This is a genomic window from Serratia sp. BNK-12, assembly GCF_047456085.1.
GTDB classification, from domain to species: domain Bacteria; phylum Pseudomonadota; class Gammaproteobacteria; order Enterobacterales; family Enterobacteriaceae; genus Serratia; species Serratia liquefaciens.
The window spans coordinates 4,140,201-4,160,296 of sequence record NZ_CP179896.1 but is presented as its reverse complement, the minus strand read 5'-3'; the positions used below and the strand labels follow the sequence as shown (position 1 = coordinate 4,160,296).

Sequence of the window (20,096 nt, the reverse complement as noted above, 5' to 3'; positions counted from 1 at the left end):
CCGATTATGAGTTTGCAACAAACGCTGCAGGTTTTTGAATTAATAGATAATGCCTATGTGAGCGGTCAGGATGTCGTCGATCTGTTTGCGTCTTATCCCGGCATCCGGGGCAGTACGTTGCGTGCCAGCGGACCGAAAGGCGCCACCGATTTCGTGCGCATCGATATCCCCGGCAGCGCCGGTAAAAACCAGGGTGGGGATGCGCCAACCCTGGGCATTGTCGGCCGGTTGGGCGGCATCGGTGCGCGGCCTACGCGTATCGGCTTGGTGTCCGACGGCGACGGGGCAATTGCCGCGATTGCCAGCGCGTTGAAGCTGGCAGAAATGCAGCGCAAAGGGGACGTGTTGCCGGGGGATGTCATTATCACTACCCATATTTGCCCTGACGCGCCAACCCGCCCGCACGATCCGGTCGATTTTATGGATTCGCCAATCGACGACGTGACGATGAACGACAATGAAGTGGTGGCGGAAGCCGATGCAATCTTGTCTATCGACACCACCAAAGGCAACCGCATCATCAATCACAAAGGTTACGCGCTGTCGCCGACGGTGAAAGAAGGCTACATCCTGCGGGTGGCGGAAGACTTGCTGCGGATTATGGAGATGACCAGCGGTCGTCCGGCGGTGACGTTCCCGATCACCACGCAGGACATAACGCCGTACGGCAATGGGGTGCATCACCTGAACAGCATCCTGCAACCTTCCACCGCGACTTCTGCGCCGGTGGTTGGCGTAGCGATCTGTACCGAGTCGGTGGTGCCGGGCTGCGGTACCGGTGCCAGCCATGAAGTGGATATTGCGCTGACCGTGAAGTTCGCGGTGGAAGTGGCGAAAGAGTTCGGACGCGGTACCTGCCAGTTTTACCAGGCCGATGAATACGCGCAGCTTCTGGCGTTGTACGGCAGCCTCAGCCACCTGCAAAAAAGGAAATAACCGGATGAATGCCTCATTTGCCACGCTGACTATCGGCCAGGCGCCGCGTAACGACATCATGCCGCTGCTGTCGGCCTTTCTGCCTGCGGATCAGGTGAGGCATGTCGGGCTGTTGGATGGACTGAGCTTCGGCCAGATTGACCAAGGCTACGCTCCTATGGCCGGTGAGAAGGTGCTGGTTTCACGCTTGTTGGACGGTACGCAGGTGAGGCTGGGCGCCTCGCGGGTCGAAAAAGGATTGCAGCAGAAAATCCGTGAGCTGGAAGCCGAGGGCTGTGAAGTGATCCTGCTGCTATGCACCGGAGAATTTGGCCGACTGCAGGCCGAACGCGCGCTGTTGCTGGAGCCGGATCGCATTATTCCGCCGCTGATTTCCGCCATTGTCAGCCAGCATCGGGTCGGCATTGTGGTGCCGGTAGCGGAGCAAATCAGCCAGCAAGCAGGCAAATGGCAACGGCTGGCGACGCCGCCCTGTTTCGCCGTGGCCAGTCCCTATCTGGCGGACGACGCGGTGCTGGAACGGGCGGCAAGTGAGTTGCAGCGACAAGGGGCGCAGGTGGTGGTGCTGGATTGCATCGGCTATCACCGCCAGCATCGCGATTTCCTGCAGGCGCGGCTTGAAATACCGGTGCTGCTGTCCAACGTGCTGGTCGCCAAGTTGGCGGCTGAGCTAATTAACTGATTTAATATAGAATAAATCCTTAGTCTGGCGAATGACAGCGGCTGTCTGGCGCGTTTTTATCAGCGGATCCAGAGTGGCAGGCTGAAGAGCCATTGCCCGGCAGAATTTTACTCTGCGTCGCGATCGCATTTCGCGTGAAAAACCAGTGACAGATCAACCACAATCCCCCAATATGGATTTCCCATAAAGTTGATTACGCGGGTGCCAGTCTATGCTGAAAGTGAACGAGTATTTTGCCGGAAAAGTGAAGTCTATCGGTTTCGATAGTAGCAGCATCGGCCTTACCAGCGTCGGTGTGATGGAAGAGGGTGAGTACACCTTCACCACCGCCCAGCCGGAAGAAATGACCGTGATTACCGGGGCGTTGAAAGTCCTGCTGCCGGGCTCGCCGGACTGGCAGGTGTTTATGCCGGGTGAGAAGTTCTTCGTACCGGGCCACAGTGAGTTCAACCTGCAGGTTGCCGATGCAACCGCTTATCTGTGCCGTTATTTGAGCAAGTAATCCATACCCTTCTTACTTGAAGCTGCTGCGTTGTTGGCTGTATGCGCCCACCCCAGTCACTTACTTGAGTAAGCTCCTGGGGATTCCCGCACTTGCCGCCTAGCTGCAACTCCAATTAATTTGGGTATGCTATCTGTGTTGCGAAGCCACTCATGTGGAACAAAGGCGCAGCGATTTGCGCCTTTGTGTACTTAACGCTGCGCTTCGCCACCCAGAGCTTCGATGGTGTTTTTGATTAACGCCGCCAATTCGCTGGTCATCAGGATGAAATCGGCATCAAAACGCTGGGCGAAGTCGTCACGATCGATATCGTCATTCTGCTCACGCAGCGTATCGGCGAACTTCAGACGCTTCAACGAGCCGTCATCCGCCAGCACCAGCTGAATGCGCTCTTGCCAGTCCACTGCCAGCTTGGTTACCAGTTTGCCGGCTTCAATATGTACCGCAATTTCATCGCTGATCAGGTTCTGCTTCTTGCAGCGGATCACGCCGCCGTCTTCCAGAATCGCCTTCAGTTCCGCCTCGTCCTGAATAATAAAGCCGGCCGGCAGTTCACCTGAACGCACCCATTCGGTCAGCGTCAGCTCGATCGGGCTTTCCATAGTCAATGGCACTACCGGCAGAGAGCCCAGGCTTTTGCGCAGCAGCGCCAGGGTATCTTCCGCGCGCTTGGCGCTGGCGGCGTCAACCATGATCAGATCGTTAACGGTGTCGATCCACATAAAGGTTTGGTTAAAACGGCTAAAGGCGCGCGGCAGCAGGCTGTGCAGCACTTCGTCTTTCAGCGCGTCTTTTTCGGTTTTCTTCAGTTTACGGTGCTGCTCGCCTTCGAGGCGTTCAATTTTGGCCTGCAGCTCTTGCTTGATGACCGGCGACGGCAGGATTTTTTCTTCCTTACGTGCGCAGATGACGATCTGGCCGTTAACCGCATGCGTCAATGCGTCGCTGTGGGAGCCCATCGGGGAGACCCAGCCGGTTTTCGCCATGTCCTGGCTGCCGCACGGGGTGAAAGCAAAAGCGCTGAGCTGTTTTTCCATTTCATCCGCGTTTAGCGCAACTTCGCGGCTCAAACGGTAAACCATCAAATTCTTAAACCACAGCATAATGTTATCCCTGGCTGGGCGTGCACCTGGCACGCTTATTCATCAAAAGCAGGGCGGCATAATAACGAATCAGAGGCGAAAAATCGCCTCATTCCCTCCGAATTGCGTCGCCGTCCGCGTTTGAACGTCGTGCTCGTTGCAGCGCCAACGCCAGTTGCCGCTGGCTGAAAGGCTTACGCAGCAGTTCAACGTTTGGCAGATTTTCTTCGTGCTGACGGCGGATGTCCTGGCCGCTGATCAGCAGGGCGGTAAGCTGTGGGTTAATCTCTCGCGCCAGCCCAATCACCTGCACGCCGTCCAGTTCGCCCGGCAGCATCAGGTCGCTGATCAGTATGTCTATATCCGGCGTCTGGCGCAGCAGCGCCAAAGCTTCCTGACTGTCCGCGCTGTCCAGCGTCAGGTAGCCGAGCTGGTGCAAGTGTTCGCACAGCGTATGGCGAACGTCATTTTCATCTTCCAGTACCAGCACCAGATTATCCGTGTTCTTGCATTCTTCGAGCTGCGGAGCGGGAACTTCCTCTATCGCCGCCGTAGGCGCTCGCGGGAGCTGCAGGCGCACCAACGTGCCTTTGCCCGGCGCGGTTTCAATCTGTACCCGTCCACCGGACTGGCGGACAAAGCCGTAAACCATCGACAGCCCCAGGCCACTGCCGCTGCCTACCGCCTTGGTGGTGAAGAAGGGTTCGAACACCTGAGCTTTCACCTCTTCCGACATGCCGCAGCCGGTATCAATCACTTCCAGCGCCACCATGTCCTGCTTTTTGCCGCCGCTGCGCACCACCCGTTGGTTGTAGATGCGAATATTCACCACGCCGCTGCGGCCTTCCATCGCATCCCGCGCGTTGACCACCAGGTTGATGAGCGCGTTCTCCAACTGATTGGCATCGATCCAGGCAGGCCAGCCAGGACGCTGTGCCTCGATGCTCAGTGAGAGCGTGCTGGGCAGTGAATGGCGCAACAGCTCCTGCAAATTTTCCACCAGCGATTGCAGCGTGATGGCCTGCGGGTGCAGCGCCTGTTTTCGGGAAAAGGCCAGCAGCCGCTGGGTAAGCTGTGCGCCGCGTTCGGCGGCCTTCAGTGCCCGAATAATGCGCTGTTCGGTCTGTGCGTCCTGCGTTTGTTGAGTGGTCAGTTCCAGGCTGCCGATAATCACCGCCAGCAGGTTGTTGAAATCATGCGCCAGGCCGCCGGTGAGCTGGCCGACCGCCTTCATTTTCTGGCTGTGCAGCAGCGCTTCTTCCAGCGCTTTGCGCTCGGTGCGTTCCAGCACCACGTTGACTACGCCACGGTTCGGTACCGGACTGAAGCGTAGCTCTACGGTACGACCATCGCTCAGGCGCAGTTCCTGCGGCTGTGGCAGTTCGCTAGACAGGTTGGCCAGCACCGCTTCCCAACGTTGACCCGCCGGTGGCGTAACCTGTTGCAGTAGCTCGCGGTAGTGCAAACCGCGGTGCAGCTGGTGTTCGTTGAGCCCCAGCAGCAAGGGGTATTGCGGGTTCCACACCACCAGTTGACCGTCGTTATCAAACAGCGCAAAACCGTCGCGCATCGCCAGAAAGGTGGTTTCCAACTGGGTGCTTTTTTCTTTCAGCAGGCGGGAGGTCTGCTCCAGCGAGGCGGTGTTACGGGCAAAGACGTTAAATGCCCGAGCCAGCTCGCCCAGTTCGTCGCGGCGTTGCAGCGCCGGTACGCTGACGTCACGTTCGCCGCGCGCCAGTCTCGTCATGGCTCCGGCGATCGCCGTCAGGTTGGAACCGAGATTGCGGTAGATATACAGTCCGGCGAAGCCGGTAATCACCAGTGCCAGCAACGCGAACAGGCCGATAAACCAGCTTATGGAACTGAGCTCATGATGGGTCTGGTGGGTGCGCAGCTCCGACTCGTTGGCCACCTTTTGCACGTAAAGGTTGATATCGTCGTTGAGCATCGCCACTAACGCTTTGATATGGTAGGTGTAATAGGCCAGGGCCAGGTCGCTTTGCTCCAGCTCCAGCGTTTCGGGCAGCAGGCGCTGTTCGCTGAGCCGAAACTGCCGCATTTTCTCGTCTACCAAGACATCCGGGCTATGTTGCGGCCAGTAGGCCATAACGTTGTCGAGCTGCTGGGCTGCGGCCTTGGGAGTAGGGGTCTGTATGGCGATCGCCAGCAACCGGTCGATCTGGCTAAGCAGCGGCTGCGAGGGCTGGTTGAGGTTATTGCGCTGATTGAGGGTGGCGATATGCCGTAGCGTGCTCTGCGACTGATACAGCCCGCTGAGCAGGATATTGCGCTGCAGATGCCGTTGGTGTCCCAGATCCAGCATGCGCGTTACGCTGCTTTCCAGCGCGTTGCTGCGGCTGATGATGCGCTTGACCAGCGCCGGTTCGCTGTGGGCCAACGGGGCGTCTGCCAGCCGGCTGAGCGAGGTTTGCAGCACCAGTTGCGTTTGCTTAAGCCGGGCGGATTCGCTCTGGTATTCCAGCGCACCCACCACTTGCGAGAGCCGAATAGCCGCGGTCGCCACGTTGGAGGTATCCCGGCTCAGCGCCATGCTGCCGTTCATTTCTGCCAGGGTTTGCGCCTGCATCTGTTCCTGCAGCTTGCCCGCATGGTAGAAACCGAAGATCGCCACGCCGCTGACCATCAGCGTCACCGCCACCACCAGCAGATTGAACATCAACAGGCGCCCACGCGCGCCGGCAAGGAAAGGCAGTCTGCGCATCGAATCCCCCGTAACTGACTGTTCACAGTATAAATCCCCGTCCCATTAACAATATGACAAAGATTAACGGGCGCTGACATTTTGCATTTATTTATGCGTGGTTAACTGCATGCCATCCGAACCGCAACCTGAGGTATGACGATGAGCGCGACCCCGATTCTGGAAATGCACAACATCGCCAAGAGTTTTGGTCAGTTCTATGCGCTGAAAGGCGTCAACCTGACGGTGTATCGCGGTGAGATCCACGCGCTAATGGGTGAAAACGGCGCGGGTAAAAGTACCTTAATGAAAATATTGGCCGGCGCTTATATCGCCAGCAGCGGGGAAATTTTTATCGATGGGCAGCCGTTCGCCATCAAGGGGCCAAAAGATGCCCTGGCGGCAGGCATCACGCTGATTTACCAGGAAATGAACTTGGCTCCGAATCTGACGGTGGCGGAAAACATTTTTCTGGGCAGCGAGATCCAGCGTGGCGGCCTGGTGAAGCGCGGGCAGATGTTGCTGGAAGCGCAGAAGGTGATCGATCGTTTGGGGGCGCAGTTCAGCGCCGGCGATCGCGTGATGAAATTAACCATCGCCGAGCAGCAACAGGTGGAAATCGCGCGTGCGCTTCACCGTAACAGCCGCATTCTGGTGATGGACGAACCTACAGCGGCGCTTTCTTCACGCGAAACGCATCGACTGTTCGAGCTGATCAAACGGCTACGCGATGAAGGCATGGCAATCATTTATATCAGCCACCGCATGGCGGAGGTGTACGAGCTGTCGGATCGCGTCAGCGTGCTGCGCGACGGTCAGTATGTTGGCAGCCTGATGCGCGACAAGCTGTCCGCCAGCGAGTTGGTGCGCATGATGGTGGGCCGCCCGCTGAGCGACTTGTTCAATAAGGAACAGGGCATCCCGGTGGGGGAACCTCGCCTGACGCTGCACGGCCTGACTGACGGCAAAAAGGTGAAGCCGGTCAGCCTTCAGGTCCGCGCCGGTGAAATTGTCGGCCTTGCCGGGCTGGTGGGCGCCGGTCGTTCCGAACTGGCGCAGCTGATTTTCGGCGTGCGCAAGTCCAGTGGCGGTACGGTGGAAGTCGACGGCAAGCCGGCCAGTATCCACTCGCCGCGCGATGCCATTGCTCTGGGCATCGGCTTTCTCACCGAAAACCGCAAGGAGCAGGGGTTGTTTCTCGATCTGGCCGCGCATGAAAACATCGTGATGGCGACGCTGGAACGTGACGGTCGCTATGGCCTGCTCAATCGCCGCAAGGCGCAGCGTATTTCCAGTGACGCTATCGGCCTGCTGAATATCCGCGTGCCACATGCTCAGGTGCGGGCCGGCGGCCTGTCCGGCGGTAATCAGCAAAAGCTGCTGATTTCACGCTGGGTAACCATTGGCCCACGGATCCTGATCCTCGATGAACCGACACGCGGTGTGGACGTGGGGGCCAAGAGCGAGATCTATCGCATCATGAGCCAGATGGCACAGCAGGGCGTGGCGATCCTGATGATTTCCAGTGAATTGCCTGAGGTGGTCGGCATGAGCGACCGGGTTTACGTGATGCACGAAGGCAGCATTGTCGGGGAACTGGGCGGCGGTGAGATCAGCCAGGAAAACATCATGACGCTGGCCACCGGCGTTGACACCACCCAACCGCAGGCGACTACCGCATGAATAATTCCATCCCTACGCTCAAGGAGCCGACCATGACTTCGAATCCATTGCCGCCAGGCGCAAAAAATCCGACGCTGAAACGGGCACTGTTGGGCGATATGATGCAAACCGTCGGTATCTTGCCGATATTGATCCTGATCGTCGCGGTTTTCGGCTTTGTTGCCCCGAATTTCTTTACCGATGCCAATCTGCTGAATATCGCCCGGCAGGCGTCGATCAACATCGTGTTGGCGGCGGGCATGACCTTTATCATCCTGACCGGCGGCATCGATCTTTCGGTCGGTTCGATGCTGGGCACCACCGCGGTGGTAGCGATGGCGGTGTCACTGATGCCTGGCATGGCTGGAATGTCGATCCCGCTGGCGCTGTTGGCCGGTTTGGGCATGGGGCTGTTTAATGGTTTTCTGGTGGCCTACGCTGGCCTGCCGCCGTTTATCGTCACCCTCGGTACCTACACCGCACTGCGCGGTGCCGCTTACCTGCTGGCGGACGGCACCACCATCATCAATTCCAATATCAGTTTTGAATGGATCGGCAACGCCTACCTGGGGCCTATCCCCTGGTTGGTGATTATTGCCTTTGCGGTGATTGCCGTGTGCTGGTTCATTCTGCGCCGTACCACGCTGGGGGTTCATATCTACGCGGTAGGCGGCAACATGCAGGCGGCGCGCCTGACCGGGATCAAGGTCGGTGCCGTGCTGCTGTTCGTCTATGGCATGAGCGGCCTGCTGTCCGGGTTGGGTGGGGTGATGAGCGCCTCCCGGCTTTACAGCGCCAACGGCAACCTCGGTATGGGCTATGAGCTGGATGCGATCGCCGCAGTCATTCTTGGCGGCACCAGCTTCGTCGGCGGCATCGGTACCATTACCGGCACGCTGATAGGGGCGTTGATTATCGCCACCCTGAACAACGGCATGACGTTAATGGGCGTTTCTTATTTTTGGCAGTTGGTGATCAAAGGGGCGGTGATCATCATCGCGGTGTTAATCGACAAGTACCGCACTCGCAATTATCAACACTGATCTACCCGTCCTCTTTCAAGCCGCAGCGTTGTGACTTGCACTCGCTGCCACTGGAAATCCATAGGGCAAGGTTGAGTGAGAAAGAAAGGTTGGTTGGCGCCCACCGGGGCAGGTTTTTCGTATCTCAGAAAATAATGAGGAAAACACTATGCGTTTCAAACCATTGATTACCGCTTTGCTGGTTACCGCCGCGCTCGGCAGTGCTTCGTTGGTGCAGGCGAAAGAGTTGAAATCGATAGGGGTGACGGTGGGCGATCTGGCCAACCCGTTCTTTGTGCAGATCACCAAGGGTGCGGAACTGAAAGCGCGCGAACTGGCCGGTGACAAGGTTAACGTGACGCTGGTGTCGAGCGGTTACGATCTCGGTCAACAGGTGGCGCAGATCGATAACTTTATCGCCGCCAAGGTCGATATGATCATCCTGAACGCCGCAGATTCCAAGGGTATCGGCCCGGCGGTGAAACGCGCCAAGGACGCCGGCATCGTGGTGGTGGCGGTTGACGTAGCGGCCGAAGGTGCCGATGCCACCATCACCTCGGACAACACCCAGGCCGGCGCCATGGCCTGTAAATACATCAGCGATCGCCTGAAAGAGAAAGGCAACGTGGTGATCATCAACGGCCCACCGGTGTCCGCGGTACAGAACCGGGTAGAAGGCTGCATGACCGAACTGAAGAAACACCCGGAGATCAAGCTGCTGTCCTATAACCAGAACGCCAAGGGCAGCCGCGAAGGCGGACTGGAGATCATGACCGCGCTGTTGGCGGCCAATCCGAAGATCGACGGCGTATTCGCGATTAACGATCCTACGGCGATCGGTGCCGATCTGGCCGCCAAGCAGGCGCAGCGCAGCGAGTTCTTCATCGTTGGCGTAGACGGATCGCCGGATGGCGAAGAGGCGCTCAAGCGCGGCAACTCGCTGTTTGTGGCAACCCCTGCACAGGATCCGCAGGTGATGGCGGCCAAGGCGGTCGAGATCGGTTACGAAATTCTGCAGGGTAAACCCGCACCAACCGGGCCGGTGCTGATCCCGGTCACCATGATCGATAAAAACAATATCGGCAGCTACAAAGGCTGGACGGTGAAATAACCTGCTATCGGCGGGGTCTGCTACGCCAGGCCCCTCATTTCATCCCCACTTTCGGAGGCGATATGAACCGTTCCGCCGTGAACCAGATTCTGCAACAAACCCAGCATTTTTTTGCCCGCTTCGACGTCCATCTGCCACCCTTTGCGCACTTTAGCCCAACCGTTTGGCGTCAGCTCGATCGTCAGCCGTGGCAGGAGGTATTCGACCTGAAGCTGGGTTGGGACGTCACGGCGTTCGGCGGCGAGGATTTTGCTCACAAGGGGCTGACGCTGTTCACGTTGCGAAACGGTTCGCCCGGCGGTCAACCTTATGCCAAATGCTATGCGGAGAAAATCATGCATTGCCGCGAAGCACAGGTGACGCCGATGCATTTCCACTGGCGCAAGCGGGAAGACATCATCAATCGCGGTGGTGGCAACCTGATCGTCGAGCTGCATAACGCCGATCCGCAGGAAGGGCTGGCCGACAGCCCGGTGAGCGTGACCCTGGACGGTTGCCGACAGACTCACGCCGCCGGTTCACGCCTGCGGCTGGCGCCGGGGGAAAGCATCTGCCTGACGCCGGGCATCTATCACAGCTTTTGGGGCGAGGAAGGTTTCGGCGACGTGTTGGTGGGTGAGGTTTCGACGGTGAATGACGACGACAACGATAACCGTTTCCTGACGCCGCTCAGCCGCTTTAGCCAAATCGAAGAGGATCAGCCGCCCCAGTGGTTGCTGTGTAACGAATACTTGCGCTTTATTGATTAAGGAGATGCACCATGGCATTGATTTCACTGGCACAGGGGTTAGCGCACGCGCGTCAACACGGCTATGCGCTGGGTGCGTTCAACGTGCTCGACAGCCATTTCCTGCGCGCGTTGTTTGCCGCGGCGCAGGCCGCGCGATCGCCCTTTATCATCAATATTGCCGAAGTCCACTTTAAGTACGTGTCGCTGGAGTCTTTGGTCGCGGCGATCAAAAGTGAGGCGGCGCAGCACGACATTCCGGTGGTGTTGAACCTCGATCACGGTCTGCATTTTGAGGCGGTGGTGCAGGCATTGCGTCTCGGATTCAGCTCGGTAATGTTTGACGGTTCCGGCCTGAGTTATGAAGAAAATGTGCGTCAAACGCAGGAAGTGGTGCGCATGTGTCATGCGGTGGGCGTCTCGGTGGAGGCCGAACTGGGTGCCGTCGGCGGTGACGAAGGCGGTGCTCTGTATGGCGAGGCCGACAGCAATAAATTTACCGACCCACGGCGGGCGCGCGAGTTTGTCGAATTGACCGACATCGATGCACTGGCGGTGGCGATCGGCAACGCGCACGGCAAATACAAGGGCGAACCTAAGCTCGATTTCGAACGTCTGGCGGCTATCCAGCAGCAGGCTGGCATTCCTTTGGTGCTGCACGGCGGTTCCGGCATCAGCGATGCAGACTTCAAGCGGGCCATCGGCCTGGGCATTCACAAAATCAACTTCTATACCGGCATGTCGCAAGCGGCGCTGGGGGCGATTGAACAGCGGATGACGCAGCGTCACGCGATTTATGATGAGTTTGCCGAAGTGCTGTTGGCGGTGGAGCGCTCGATCAGCGAAGTGGTGCAGCAGCAGATGCATATTTTCGGCAGCGCCGGGCGGTTGTGATGAGCCGGCGTGGCATTGTTTCTGCCGGTAACATGCTGGTGGATCATGTCCATCAAATTGCGCATTGGCCTCAGCCGGGCTGGCTGGTGGAGATTGAACATAGCCAGCGTGCCACCGGCGGTGCGCCGCTTAATGTATTGCTGACGCTGGCGCGTATGGAAACCGGGTTGCCGCTGGCGGCGCTGGGGCTGATCGGCTGCGATGCCGATGGTGACTATATTTTGCAAATGCTGGCGCAGTACCAAGTCGACAGCGGCCGGGTGCGTCGCAGCGAAACGGCGATGACCTCGATGTCGCAGGTGATGACCGAGCCGGGTGGACAGCGGACCTTTTTCCATGCGCCGGGCGCGAATCGGTTGTTGGACCTCGGCGATTTTGACGCGCTGCACAGCAATCATAAAATTTTCCACCTGGGCTATCTGCTGCTGCTCGACAGCCTGGATTGTCCGGACGAGGAATTCGGCACCCGTAGCGCACGCCTGCTGGCGCAAATGCAGCAGCGCGGTTACCAGACTTCGTTGGATCTGGTGTCGCGCCAGGGCGATCCACGCTATCGGCCTTTGGTGTTGCCGGCGCTGCGCTGGCTGGACTATCTGGTGATCAACGAGCTGGAAGCCGGTGAATTTACCGGACTGGCGCTGCGTACGGCTAATGGCTCGTTACAGCAGTCACTGATGGCGCAGGCCGCAGAACAATTATTGCAGGCCGGTGTGCGGCGGCGGGTGGTGATCCATTGCCCGGAAGGGGCCTACGGGCTGGAGAGCGGTGGCGAAGCGCGTTGGCAACCCTCGTGGCAGGTGAGGGAAACTGAAATCGTCGGCAGCGTCGGTGCCGGTGATGCGTTCTGCGCCGGCGTGCTGTATGCCAGCCATGAAGACTGGCCTTTGGTGGAGACACTGCAGCTGGCGCATGCCTGTGCGCGTTTCAATCTGCTGTGCGCCAATGCTGTCGACGGTGCTCGGCCGCTGCCGGAGCTGCAGGATTTTATCAGGCGGCAGCCACCGGCTGGCTGACGTCGGCGGCAAAGACGTAACCCAGCCCGCGAATGGTGCGGATCAGTTCGGGCTGATGCGGATTGATTTCGATCTTGCGGCGCAGCCGCATGATCAGCACGTCGATAGTGCGATCGAAGACCTCCAGCGTTTCGCCGTGGGTCAGCTCCAGCAGGCGATCGCGGGTCAGTACTTTACGCGCATGTTGTACCAGCGCCAGCAACAAGCCGTATTCGCCCTGAGTCAGATCGACAGCCTGGCGCTGAGGGTTGTGCAGCGTGCAGCGGTTGGTGTCCAGACACCAGCCGTTGAACTGCCAGCCTTCCGCTCTGGTCTGGCCGACAGCGGCAGGTTCCAACGCCAGCGCACCGGTACGGCGCAAAACCGCCTTGGCGCGAGCGACCACCACGCGTGGATTAAAGGGTTTGGCGATGTAATCGTCGGCGCCCATTTCCAGGCCGACCACCACGTCGGACTCGGCGCCGAGACCGGTCAGCATCACCACCGGCAGATCCGGACGCAGGCGGTGGATCTGCTGTAACACCAGCAGGCCGTTGGTGTCCGGCAGGATCAGATCCAGCAGCACCAGCGCAATATCCGGCTGCTGGCTGAGTAGCGTCAGCGCCTCGCTGCCCCGGTGGCAGGCATGTACGGTAAACACGTGCTCATTGAGCACGTCACAAAGCAGATCACAGATAGCGGGATCGTCGTCGACGATCAATATGGCAGGTTTCATCGCTGCTCTCCGAATTTTATGATGCGTAAAAATGTTATCAATAGGTTAACTGATAAAATCCAGTGTACCCGATGGCTAATTAATAAGCGGCAGCCGGTGCGGTTCTGATGCGGAAATTGCCATCGCCGTCACACTCGGCGTTAATGGGGTGATCCCGAAAGCCGGTTACATTAGGCTGTAGCAACGTTGTTGTGCATTGAGGAGAAAAATCGTGCGCATTGGTATCGACCTGGGTGGCACCAAAATTGAAGTGATTGCGTTGGCCAACGACGGACGGGAACTGTTCCGCCATCGTATTGCCACGCCGCGCCATGACTATCAGCAAACGCTGGAGGCCATCACCGGTCTGGTGAAACTGGCGGAAGAAAATACTGGGCAGCAGGGATCGGTCGGGGTGGGCATTCCCGGTACGCTGTCGCCTTATACCGGCTTGGTTAAAAACGCCAACTCGGTGTGGCTCAACGGCCAACCTCTGGACAAAGACCTGTCGGCGATGCTGGCGCGTGAAGTCCGTATCGCCAACGACGCCAACTGCCTGGCGGTTTCGGAAGCTACCGACGGCGCGGCCGCCGGCAAACAAACGGTGTTTGCGGTGATTATTGGCACCGGCTGCGGCGCAGGGGTGGCAATCAACGGCCAGGCGCATTCGGGCGGTAACGGCATCTCTGGCGAATGGGGGCATAACCCGTTGCCGTGGCTGGACGATGACGAACTGCGTTTTCGTGCAGAGGTTCCCTGCTACTGCGGCAAGCAGGGCTGTATCGAGACCTTTATCTCCGGCACCGGCTTTGCCACCGATTATTCGCGCCTGAGCGGTAATCCGCTAAAGGGGCATGAGATCATGGCGCTGGTGGCGCAGGGAGATACCCTGGCGGAGCAAGCCATTAGCCGCTATGAGCTGCGGTTGGCCAAATCGCTGGCGCACGTGATCAATATTTTTGATCCGGACGTGGTGGTGTTGGGTGGCGGTATGAGCAATGTGGACCGTCTTTATCAGCGTGTGCCGCAGTTGGTGAAATCCTGGGTTTTCGGTGGCGAGTGTGAAACCCCGATCCGTAAAGCCGTTCACGGTGACTCCAGCGGCGTACGCGGTGCAGCCTGGCTGTGGCCGCAAGTGTAACCGTTGCAAAAAAGCGCGGGCCTGCTCGCGCTTTAATCCATTCACCGTATAAAAACCAGACGCGCTCTGTGCTTTAGCTAACTTAGCTGATGAATGAGGCGTCTGCTGCTGGATACCCATGCGCTGATGTGGTGTTTGTCAGCGCGGCCAGCATTTGGGAGATTTCGATCGCATGCTGCTCGCCCAGGCGCAGGCCGAAGGGCTGACGCTGGTTTCCGCCGTACGGCATTCGGGTGTTTGACGCCCGTCGCTAAACCTATCTTGCCTCGCTTTCGCTGCGCACCCGTTCGATATGAATGGTCAGAAACATCATCTCTTCCCGCGTGAGTTGATGCTGATAGTTTTTTTCGATGTGCTGATTGATCTTGCCTGCGCAGGCAAAGGAGTCAGGGTACTTTTCTTTCACCACCAAATAGAGTGAGTCGTCATCGCTGTCGACGTAGTTTTTACCCAGCAGACGCTGGGCGAAGAACTTCAGGTGAGTGATAAAGCGGTGATAGCTCAGGGCTTCTTCGTTGTAGTCAAAACGGAAATGGTATTTGACGATATTCAGGATTTCCTGCATGACGCGAGTGATATGCAGGGTGTTGTGCATTTCATCGTTCAACTGGGCGTTGACCAGGTGCAGGGCGATAAACCCGGCTTCGTCCTCCGGCAGCGTGGTGCCGAGCCGTTCGGCGATCAGCGTCAGTGCCTCCAGCCCGACGGCAAATTCGGCCGGGTAGAGCTTCTTGATTTCCCACAGCAGCACGTTTTTGATGTCCAGCCCCTGGGCATGGCGCTGCAGCGCAAAGTGGATGTGATCGGTCAGCGTGATATAAACGATGTTATGCAGCTTGCCCGGCAAGCGCTGGCGGGCGAGGGTGATGATTTTGTCGGCCGTGGTCACGCAGGCCAGGGGGATCTCCGACAGCAGCGTTTTAAAGCGCTCGGCCATTTCGCTGCCGTTAAGGGTGAAGACCTTCTCGATCAGGTTTTCGTCCAGCAGATCGCCAGCCTTCTTTTTAAAGCCGATACCTTTTCCCATAACCACCGTCTCTTCCTGACGGTCGTCCAGCGTAATCACCACGTTATTATTAAGTATTTTTGCGATCTTCATGGTTTTTCCCGGATGTTTCAGCATGCTGAAAACGAAAAAACCTGACGTCCAGGAGCGATCCCGTGCGTCAGGTTTTGCCTGTATATTTACAGTAACAATCCTGTTATCGATAGCATCATAAACCTTGTCAGCGGCGGCTCAATGTTTTTGGCCGGGGAGTGACGCCACGGTCACATTTCCGAGCTCAGGGTCACGTTATTCCAGCCGGAATTGCGGCTCCAGCCGGCTGATACCCAGGCCGTTCACCTTTTTCACCTTAATCTGCACTGGAATACGATCTTTCATGGCTTCAACGTGGCTGATCACGCCGATGGTTTTGCCGGAGGCGTTCAGGCTGTCCAGTGCGTCCAGTGCGGTGTCCAGAGTTTCTGCATCCAGCGTACCGAAGCCCTCGTCAAGGAACAACGAATCGATACTGGTCTTGTGGCTGACTAGATCGGACAGCGCCAGCGCCAGCGCAAGGCTCACCAGGAAGCTTTCACCGCCGGACAGGGTTCGAGTGTCGCGCAGTGCGTCCGCCTGCCAGGTGTCCACCACCTGCAATTCCAGTGCATCACTGGTTTTGCGCTGCAGCAGATAGCGGCCGTGCAACCGGCCCAACTGGTTATTGGCCAGGTACACCAGATGATCGAGCGTCAGTCCTTGGGCAAACTTACGGAATTTATCCCCCTCTTTGGAGCCGATGAGCTGATTGAGGTAGCTCCAGTCGTCGTACTGTTGCTGACTTTGGCTGATTTGCTCAAACAGCGACTGCTGATTGAGACGGCGCGCGGCATCACTTTCCAACTGGTTGCGCACTTCACCCTGTCGGAGCTGCAGAGTTTTGAGCTGCTGCGCCAGCGCGGCCAGATCCTGGCCCAGAGTTTGGGGATCTGCCTGGCTTTCATCCAGCCCTTCCGGACGCTGTTGGCGTTGCTGTTCCAGATTGGCTACGGCCTGGGTCAGCAGGGCGCTGGCTTCAACCTGCCGTTGCTGCAGCTGCTCTTTGCGCCGTTGCAATTGTTGGCGCTGATCGTCATTCAACAGGGCAGCGTTGAAGGCCGCTTCGTCGTCGAATTCGCTGGTGGACAACGCTTGCAGCCAATTTTGCTCCGCCTGTTGCAGCCGTTCGGCCAGGTGCAACAGCTGTTGCTGCAACCCGGTGAGTTGCCCGCCAAGACGATCGCGTTGTTCCTGCGCCTTCTGCCAGTGCTCTGCGGCCAGTTGTATAGCCTGTTCGCAGGCCGTCTGCCGGGCACGCAGCTGTTCTCGCACCTGCACGATTTGCTGTTCGCCAAACAGCGCCAGCCGCTGCGTACGTTGTTCGCCCAGAGCTTGCTCTGCTTCTTGACGCTGTTGCTGCAGGCGTTGCTGCTGCGATTGGGCCTCGGCGTGGCTTTTTTCCAGCAGTTTGAAACGCTCGTCCAGCAGTGCCTTTTCTTGCTGCGCCTGTTGCTGCTGTGTCTGCAGTGCGGCCAACCGGTCTTTAGCCTGCTGTACCGCCTGGGCTGCCTGCTCGTGTTGCAGCAGACTGGCCTGAGCCTGACGCTCCTCATTGTCGCAGTCGCTTAACCACTGGCTAAGGCGAGCGGTGTCCTGCAGATCAAAATCAAACGCCAGAGGCGTGCTGAGGCTTTGCCATTGCTGACGATGAGCGGCCAGCTGTTGTTCATCTTGGCCGATAAGATGTTGCTGGCGCTGCAGTTGCTCTTTCAGGCTTTCGCAGCGGGTGCGCAGCTCGGTGCCCTGGGTGTACAAAGCCTCGGTTTTGACGCGCATATCGGCCAGACGCAGTGCTGTCTCAGAGGGTTTTACCGCCTGATACTGTTCGATGGCCGGATGCTCGGAAGATCCGCACAGTGGACAAGGTTCGCCGGTTTGCAGGCGAGCGCGTTCCGCCTCCAGGCTGACGATGCGTTGCTCCAGCTCAAGGGCTTTCTCTACGTCCGTCTGATGTGCTTTTTGCTGTTTGTACTGCTGGCGTGTTTCTTCAAGCTGCTTTTCAAGCTCGCTGAGCTGGGTCTGACGGGCCGTGAACTCCTTGCGTTGTTGTTCCAGACGTTCGCTGACCTGGCCAAACAGCGAGGAGAGGGTAAATAATTTTTGGCGCACCGGACGCAGCTCGGCCAGTTCGGTCTGACGTTGGCGCAGCGCAGTTAGGGGGGCTTGGGCTTCCAGCGCATTTTGCTGCTGTTGCTGCGCTGCCAGTGCGGCAGTGAGGCCGTTAAGCTGCTCCTGCTGCTGTCCGGCCTGGGCGGTGAGCCGGGCTCGTAAAACCTCAAGTTGTTCCAGCTCCGCTTGTTGCTGAGCGTACTGTTGCGTGGCGGCATCGCTGGCCTGTTGCAGTTCTGTCTGCGTTTTTTGCAACTGGGTTATCTGGTGGTCGAGCGGGACGATCTGCTCGTCGATCAGACGTTGTTGGATCTGCTGGTGTTCGACATGCGCCTGCAGTTGAGCACGTGCTTGTTCCACTGCCTGCTGCAACGGGGTCATCTGGGCAAGCTGTTGCTCCTGTTGCTGCGTCAACTGGGCAATCTGCTGTTGTAGCGCCTGTTGATCGCTGCGGCAGCGGTTGCGTTCGTTGAGCAGTGGGCGCAGTTTCTCTGCCGGCTCGCTGCGCGCCAACTGCTGAAGCTGGGGTTCTGCCTCAGCCTGCTCCTGTTGTACGGCGCTCAACTGACGCTGGTATTCCTGCTGTTTCTGCTGCGTCTGTTGCCATTGCTGTAGCCAGTTTAACGCCCGTTGCTGACGCTGGGTCTGTTCGCTGAGGGCATTTTCCTGCGAACTGAGCTCCACGAGCTGGCTTTCCAGCTGTTGGCGCTGTTCTTCGTTCAGCAACTCAATGCCGCTGGCGCGCTGATGCAACGCGTCCAGATCGGTTTTGGCCTGCTTGTGCTGCTCGAAAACGCGCTCGGAAAGCTGGCCGTAAATCTCGGTGCCGGTCAACTCTTCCAGTAGTTCGGCCCGATCATTGGCATCGGCATTCAGGAAGGCAGCGAACTGCCCCTGAGACAACATCATCGATTTGGTAAAACGACCGAAATCCAGTCCGGTGATCGCGGCGGTAAGATCCAGCTTGTCGCGGACTTTATCGGCCAGGATTTTGCCGTCATCGCGCAGCGCCAGCTCCACCTTCGGCGCCTGCAGGTTGCCGTCCGGGGAGTTTTTGGCACGGCGCTGGCTCCAGAACGCGCGGTAACCGACGCCTTTAACCTCAAACTCGACCTCCGCCAGCGACTCGGCGGTGTGGCGGGTCATCAGCTCATTTTGGCTTGGCGTGACATTCAGGCGCGGCGTCTGGTGGTACAGTGCCAGACAGATGGCGTCCAGCAGGGTGGTTTTACCCGCGCCGGTGGGGCCGGTGATGGCAAATAATCCGTTGCTGGCGAAGGGCTCGGCGGTGAAGTCTATCTTCCATTCCCCCTGCAGCGAATTGAGGTTTTTTAATCTCAGGCTGAGGATTTTCATTGGCTTGGCTCCTGATCCTGGTGCCGTACGGCTTCGACCACCTGTTGGAACATCTGACTCATTCGCTGTTTGCGCGCTTCGGCCATCTCGGGTTCCTGCGCCAGCCGCCGCTCAAAGACCTCGGTGACGCTCAGTTCGTTGAGCGTTTCTTTGTCTTGCTGTTCAATGGCCTGGCGACGCTGCTCCTTACTGCGGCGCAGCAGCACGACCTCTACTGGTAGTTGATCGGCCAGCAGCTGAATGCGACGCTGAATGTCGCTAAGGTAATCCTGGGTCGCCACTTCGATATCCAGCCATACCGGTAATTCACCCTGATAATCGGCGAACAGCCGTAATTTCTGCTCGATCTGCGCCAAATCTCCCTTAATGAGCTGCATCGGTTGGAAGCTTGGGATCTCCAACGCGCTGACCTGTTGCAGGGCACCCGCCGCGAAATCCACCATAAACACGCTTTTGGCCTTGCCCAACTCGTCAAAACTGAGCGGGATAGGGGAGCCGCTATAGCGAATATGTTCAGATTTGGCGACGTTTTGCGCGCGATGAATATGCCCCAGCGCGATGTAATCGGCCGGCGGGAACGCCTGTGCGGGGAAGGCATCCAGCGTACCAATATAGATGTCGCGCACCGAGTCGGACGTGGTGACGCCGACGGTGGTCAGATGGCCGGTAGCGACGATGGGCAGCGGCAAGCCCAGCGCATCACGGCGCGCACAGGCGGCCTGGTACAGGGTGTGATAGTGGTCGGCGATAGACTCTTGCAGCGCCTGCTGTTTTTGCACCCCGGACTCACCGGCGCGGCTGGTGAGCAGATCGCGCGGGCGCAGAAAAGGAATGGCGCACAATACCGCACCCGGTTGGCCGTCGCGTTGATTCAGCACCAGCACCTGTTGTTCGATTTCGCTCTGCGCATTGGCGATCACGGTGGTATTCAGGCAGGAAAGTAATTCACGCGATTCATTTAAGGTGGCCACGGAGTCGTGATTGCCGCCCAACACCACCAACTGGCAGCCGGTACGCTGCAGTTCCACCACGAAGCGGTTATACAGCTCGCGGGCGTAGCTTGGCGGCGAGCCGGTATCGAACAGATCCCCGGCGACGATCAGCGCATCCACCTGGTGTTGTTCGATCTGTTCGATCAGCCAGCGCAGAAATGCCTGATGCTCGGCGGCGCGGCTTTTGGTGAAAAAGTACTGGCCAAGATGCCAGTCAGAGGTGTGGATCAGGCGCATGACACTCCCGGGACGATAGGGTAATGGCGGTGATTATAAAGGGCGTTGCGGCGGCTGTCGTGACGCAATCATTATGACAACTGAATGATTTTTCTTTGACGTTGGAAATAATCGCTATGCTTACTGCCTATAACAGCCCGCTTTTTTCATAAAA

General features: G+C 58.2%; 16 protein-coding genes. 10 read left to right on the top strand and 6 right to left on the bottom strand.

Annotation, left to right across the window (positions count from 1 at the left end; translation table 11 throughout):
* Nucleotides 1-6 precede the first annotated feature (6 nt).
* From ACMGG1_RS19405 to ppnP, 3 genes are all read left to right on the top strand, one after another.
* Entirely contained in the window at nt 7-936 is a 930-nt protein-coding gene (locus ACMGG1_RS19405; protein ID WP_414160945.1) for a DUF1177 domain-containing protein, read from the top strand.
* 4 nt (nt 937-940) lie between these two features.
* Nucleotides 941-1,618 carry an AroM family protein gene (locus ACMGG1_RS19400; protein WP_414160944.1) on the top strand — a complete coding sequence of 226 codons (678 nt, stop codon included), beginning with the start codon at nt 941-943 and terminating at the stop codon, nt 1,616-1,618.
* A gap of 211 nt (nt 1,619-1,829) precedes the next feature.
* Nucleotides 1,830-2,120 carry a pyrimidine/purine nucleoside phosphorylase gene (gene ppnP, locus ACMGG1_RS19395; protein ID WP_020825434.1) on the top strand — a complete coding sequence of 97 codons (291 nt, stop codon included), beginning with the start codon at nt 1,830-1,832 and terminating at the stop codon, nt 2,118-2,120.
* Between the two features lie 191 nt (nt 2,121-2,311).
* Here ppnP and rdgC read toward each other — a convergent pair whose 3' ends face one another.
* Nucleotides 2,312-3,223: a recombination-associated protein RdgC gene (gene rdgC / locus ACMGG1_RS19390; RefSeq protein WP_020825435.1), complete on the bottom strand. Its 912-nt coding sequence runs from the start codon at nt 3,221-3,223 to the stop codon at nt 2,312-2,314.
* Between the two features lie 88 nt (nt 3,224-3,311).
* Complete coding sequence (locus ACMGG1_RS19385) at nt 3,312-5,924, bottom strand: ATP-binding protein (RefSeq protein WP_020825436.1); 2,613 nt, start codon at nt 5,922-5,924, stop codon at nt 3,312-3,314.
* Between the two features lie 141 nt (nt 5,925-6,065).
* Here ACMGG1_RS19385 and ACMGG1_RS19380 point away from each other — a divergent pair, with 141 nt between their 5' ends.
* The 6 genes from ACMGG1_RS19380 (at nt 6,066) to ACMGG1_RS19355 (ending at nt 12,332) form a co-directional block, all read left to right on the top strand.
* Nucleotides 6,066-7,586 carry a sugar ABC transporter ATP-binding protein gene (locus tag ACMGG1_RS19380; RefSeq protein ID WP_414160943.1) on the top strand — a complete coding sequence of 507 codons (1,521 nt, stop codon included), beginning with the start codon at nt 6,066-6,068 and terminating at the stop codon, nt 7,584-7,586.
* A 32-nt stretch (nt 7,587-7,618) separates the two neighbouring features.
* Nucleotides 7,619-8,608: an ABC transporter permease subunit gene (locus ACMGG1_RS19375; protein ID WP_217330875.1), complete on the top strand. Its 990-nt coding sequence runs from the start codon at nt 7,619-7,621 to the stop codon at nt 8,606-8,608.
* Between the two features lie 148 nt (nt 8,609-8,756).
* Nucleotides 8,757-9,698, top strand: coding sequence for an ABC transporter substrate-binding protein (locus tag ACMGG1_RS19370; RefSeq protein ID WP_048759639.1), 942 nt, complete (start codon nt 8,757-8,759; stop codon nt 9,696-9,698).
* A gap of 62 nt (nt 9,699-9,760) precedes the next feature.
* On the top strand, nt 9,761-10,447 hold the full coding sequence (locus tag ACMGG1_RS19365) for a D-lyxose/D-mannose family sugar isomerase (RefSeq protein ID WP_020825440.1): 687 nt from the start codon (nt 9,761-9,763) through the stop codon (nt 10,445-10,447).
* A gap of 11 nt (nt 10,448-10,458) precedes the next feature.
* Nucleotides 10,459-11,319: a ketose 1,6-bisphosphate aldolase gene (locus ACMGG1_RS19360; RefSeq protein ID WP_128864405.1), complete on the top strand. Its 861-nt coding sequence runs from the start codon at nt 10,459-10,461 to the stop codon at nt 11,317-11,319.
* Complete coding sequence (locus ACMGG1_RS19355; protein WP_170868520.1) at nt 11,316-12,332, top strand: carbohydrate kinase family protein; 1,017 nt, start codon at nt 11,316-11,318, stop codon at nt 12,330-12,332. Before ACMGG1_RS19360 ends, ACMGG1_RS19355 begins: the two co-directional genes overlap by 4 nt.
* Here the strand turns inward: ACMGG1_RS19355 and ACMGG1_RS19350 are convergent.
* Complete coding sequence (locus tag ACMGG1_RS19350; RefSeq protein WP_046374374.1) at nt 12,307-13,047, bottom strand: response regulator; 741 nt, start codon at nt 13,045-13,047, stop codon at nt 12,307-12,309. The two genes, ACMGG1_RS19355 and ACMGG1_RS19350, sit on opposite strands and share 26 nt — an antisense overlap.
* Before the next feature lie 211 nt (nt 13,048-13,258).
* Here ACMGG1_RS19350 and mak point away from each other — a divergent pair, with 211 nt between their 5' ends.
* Nucleotides 13,259-14,167 carry a fructokinase gene (gene mak, locus ACMGG1_RS19345; RefSeq protein ID WP_122077468.1) on the top strand — a complete coding sequence of 303 codons (909 nt, stop codon included), beginning with the start codon at nt 13,259-13,261 and terminating at the stop codon, nt 14,165-14,167.
* Nucleotides 14,168-14,423: 256 nt separating this feature from the next.
* Here mak and licT read toward each other — a convergent pair whose 3' ends face one another.
* From licT to sbcD, 3 genes are all read right to left on the bottom strand, one after another.
* Nucleotides 14,424-15,266, bottom strand: a complete 843-nt coding sequence (licT, locus tag ACMGG1_RS19340; RefSeq protein ID WP_041415225.1) for a BglG family transcription antiterminator LicT — start codon at nt 15,264-15,266, stop codon at nt 14,424-14,426.
* Nucleotides 15,267-15,461: 195 nt separating this feature from the next.
* Nucleotides 15,462-18,713: an exonuclease subunit SbcC gene (gene sbcC / locus ACMGG1_RS19335; RefSeq protein WP_413510285.1), complete on the bottom strand. Its 3,252-nt coding sequence runs from the start codon at nt 18,711-18,713 to the stop codon at nt 15,462-15,464.
* On the bottom strand, nt 18,710-19,942 hold the full coding sequence (gene sbcD, locus ACMGG1_RS19330) for an exonuclease subunit SbcD (protein ID WP_414160942.1): 1,233 nt from the start codon (nt 19,940-19,942) through the stop codon (nt 18,710-18,712). Before sbcD ends, sbcC begins: the two co-directional genes overlap by 4 nt.
* Nucleotides 19,943-20,096 lie beyond the last annotated feature (154 nt).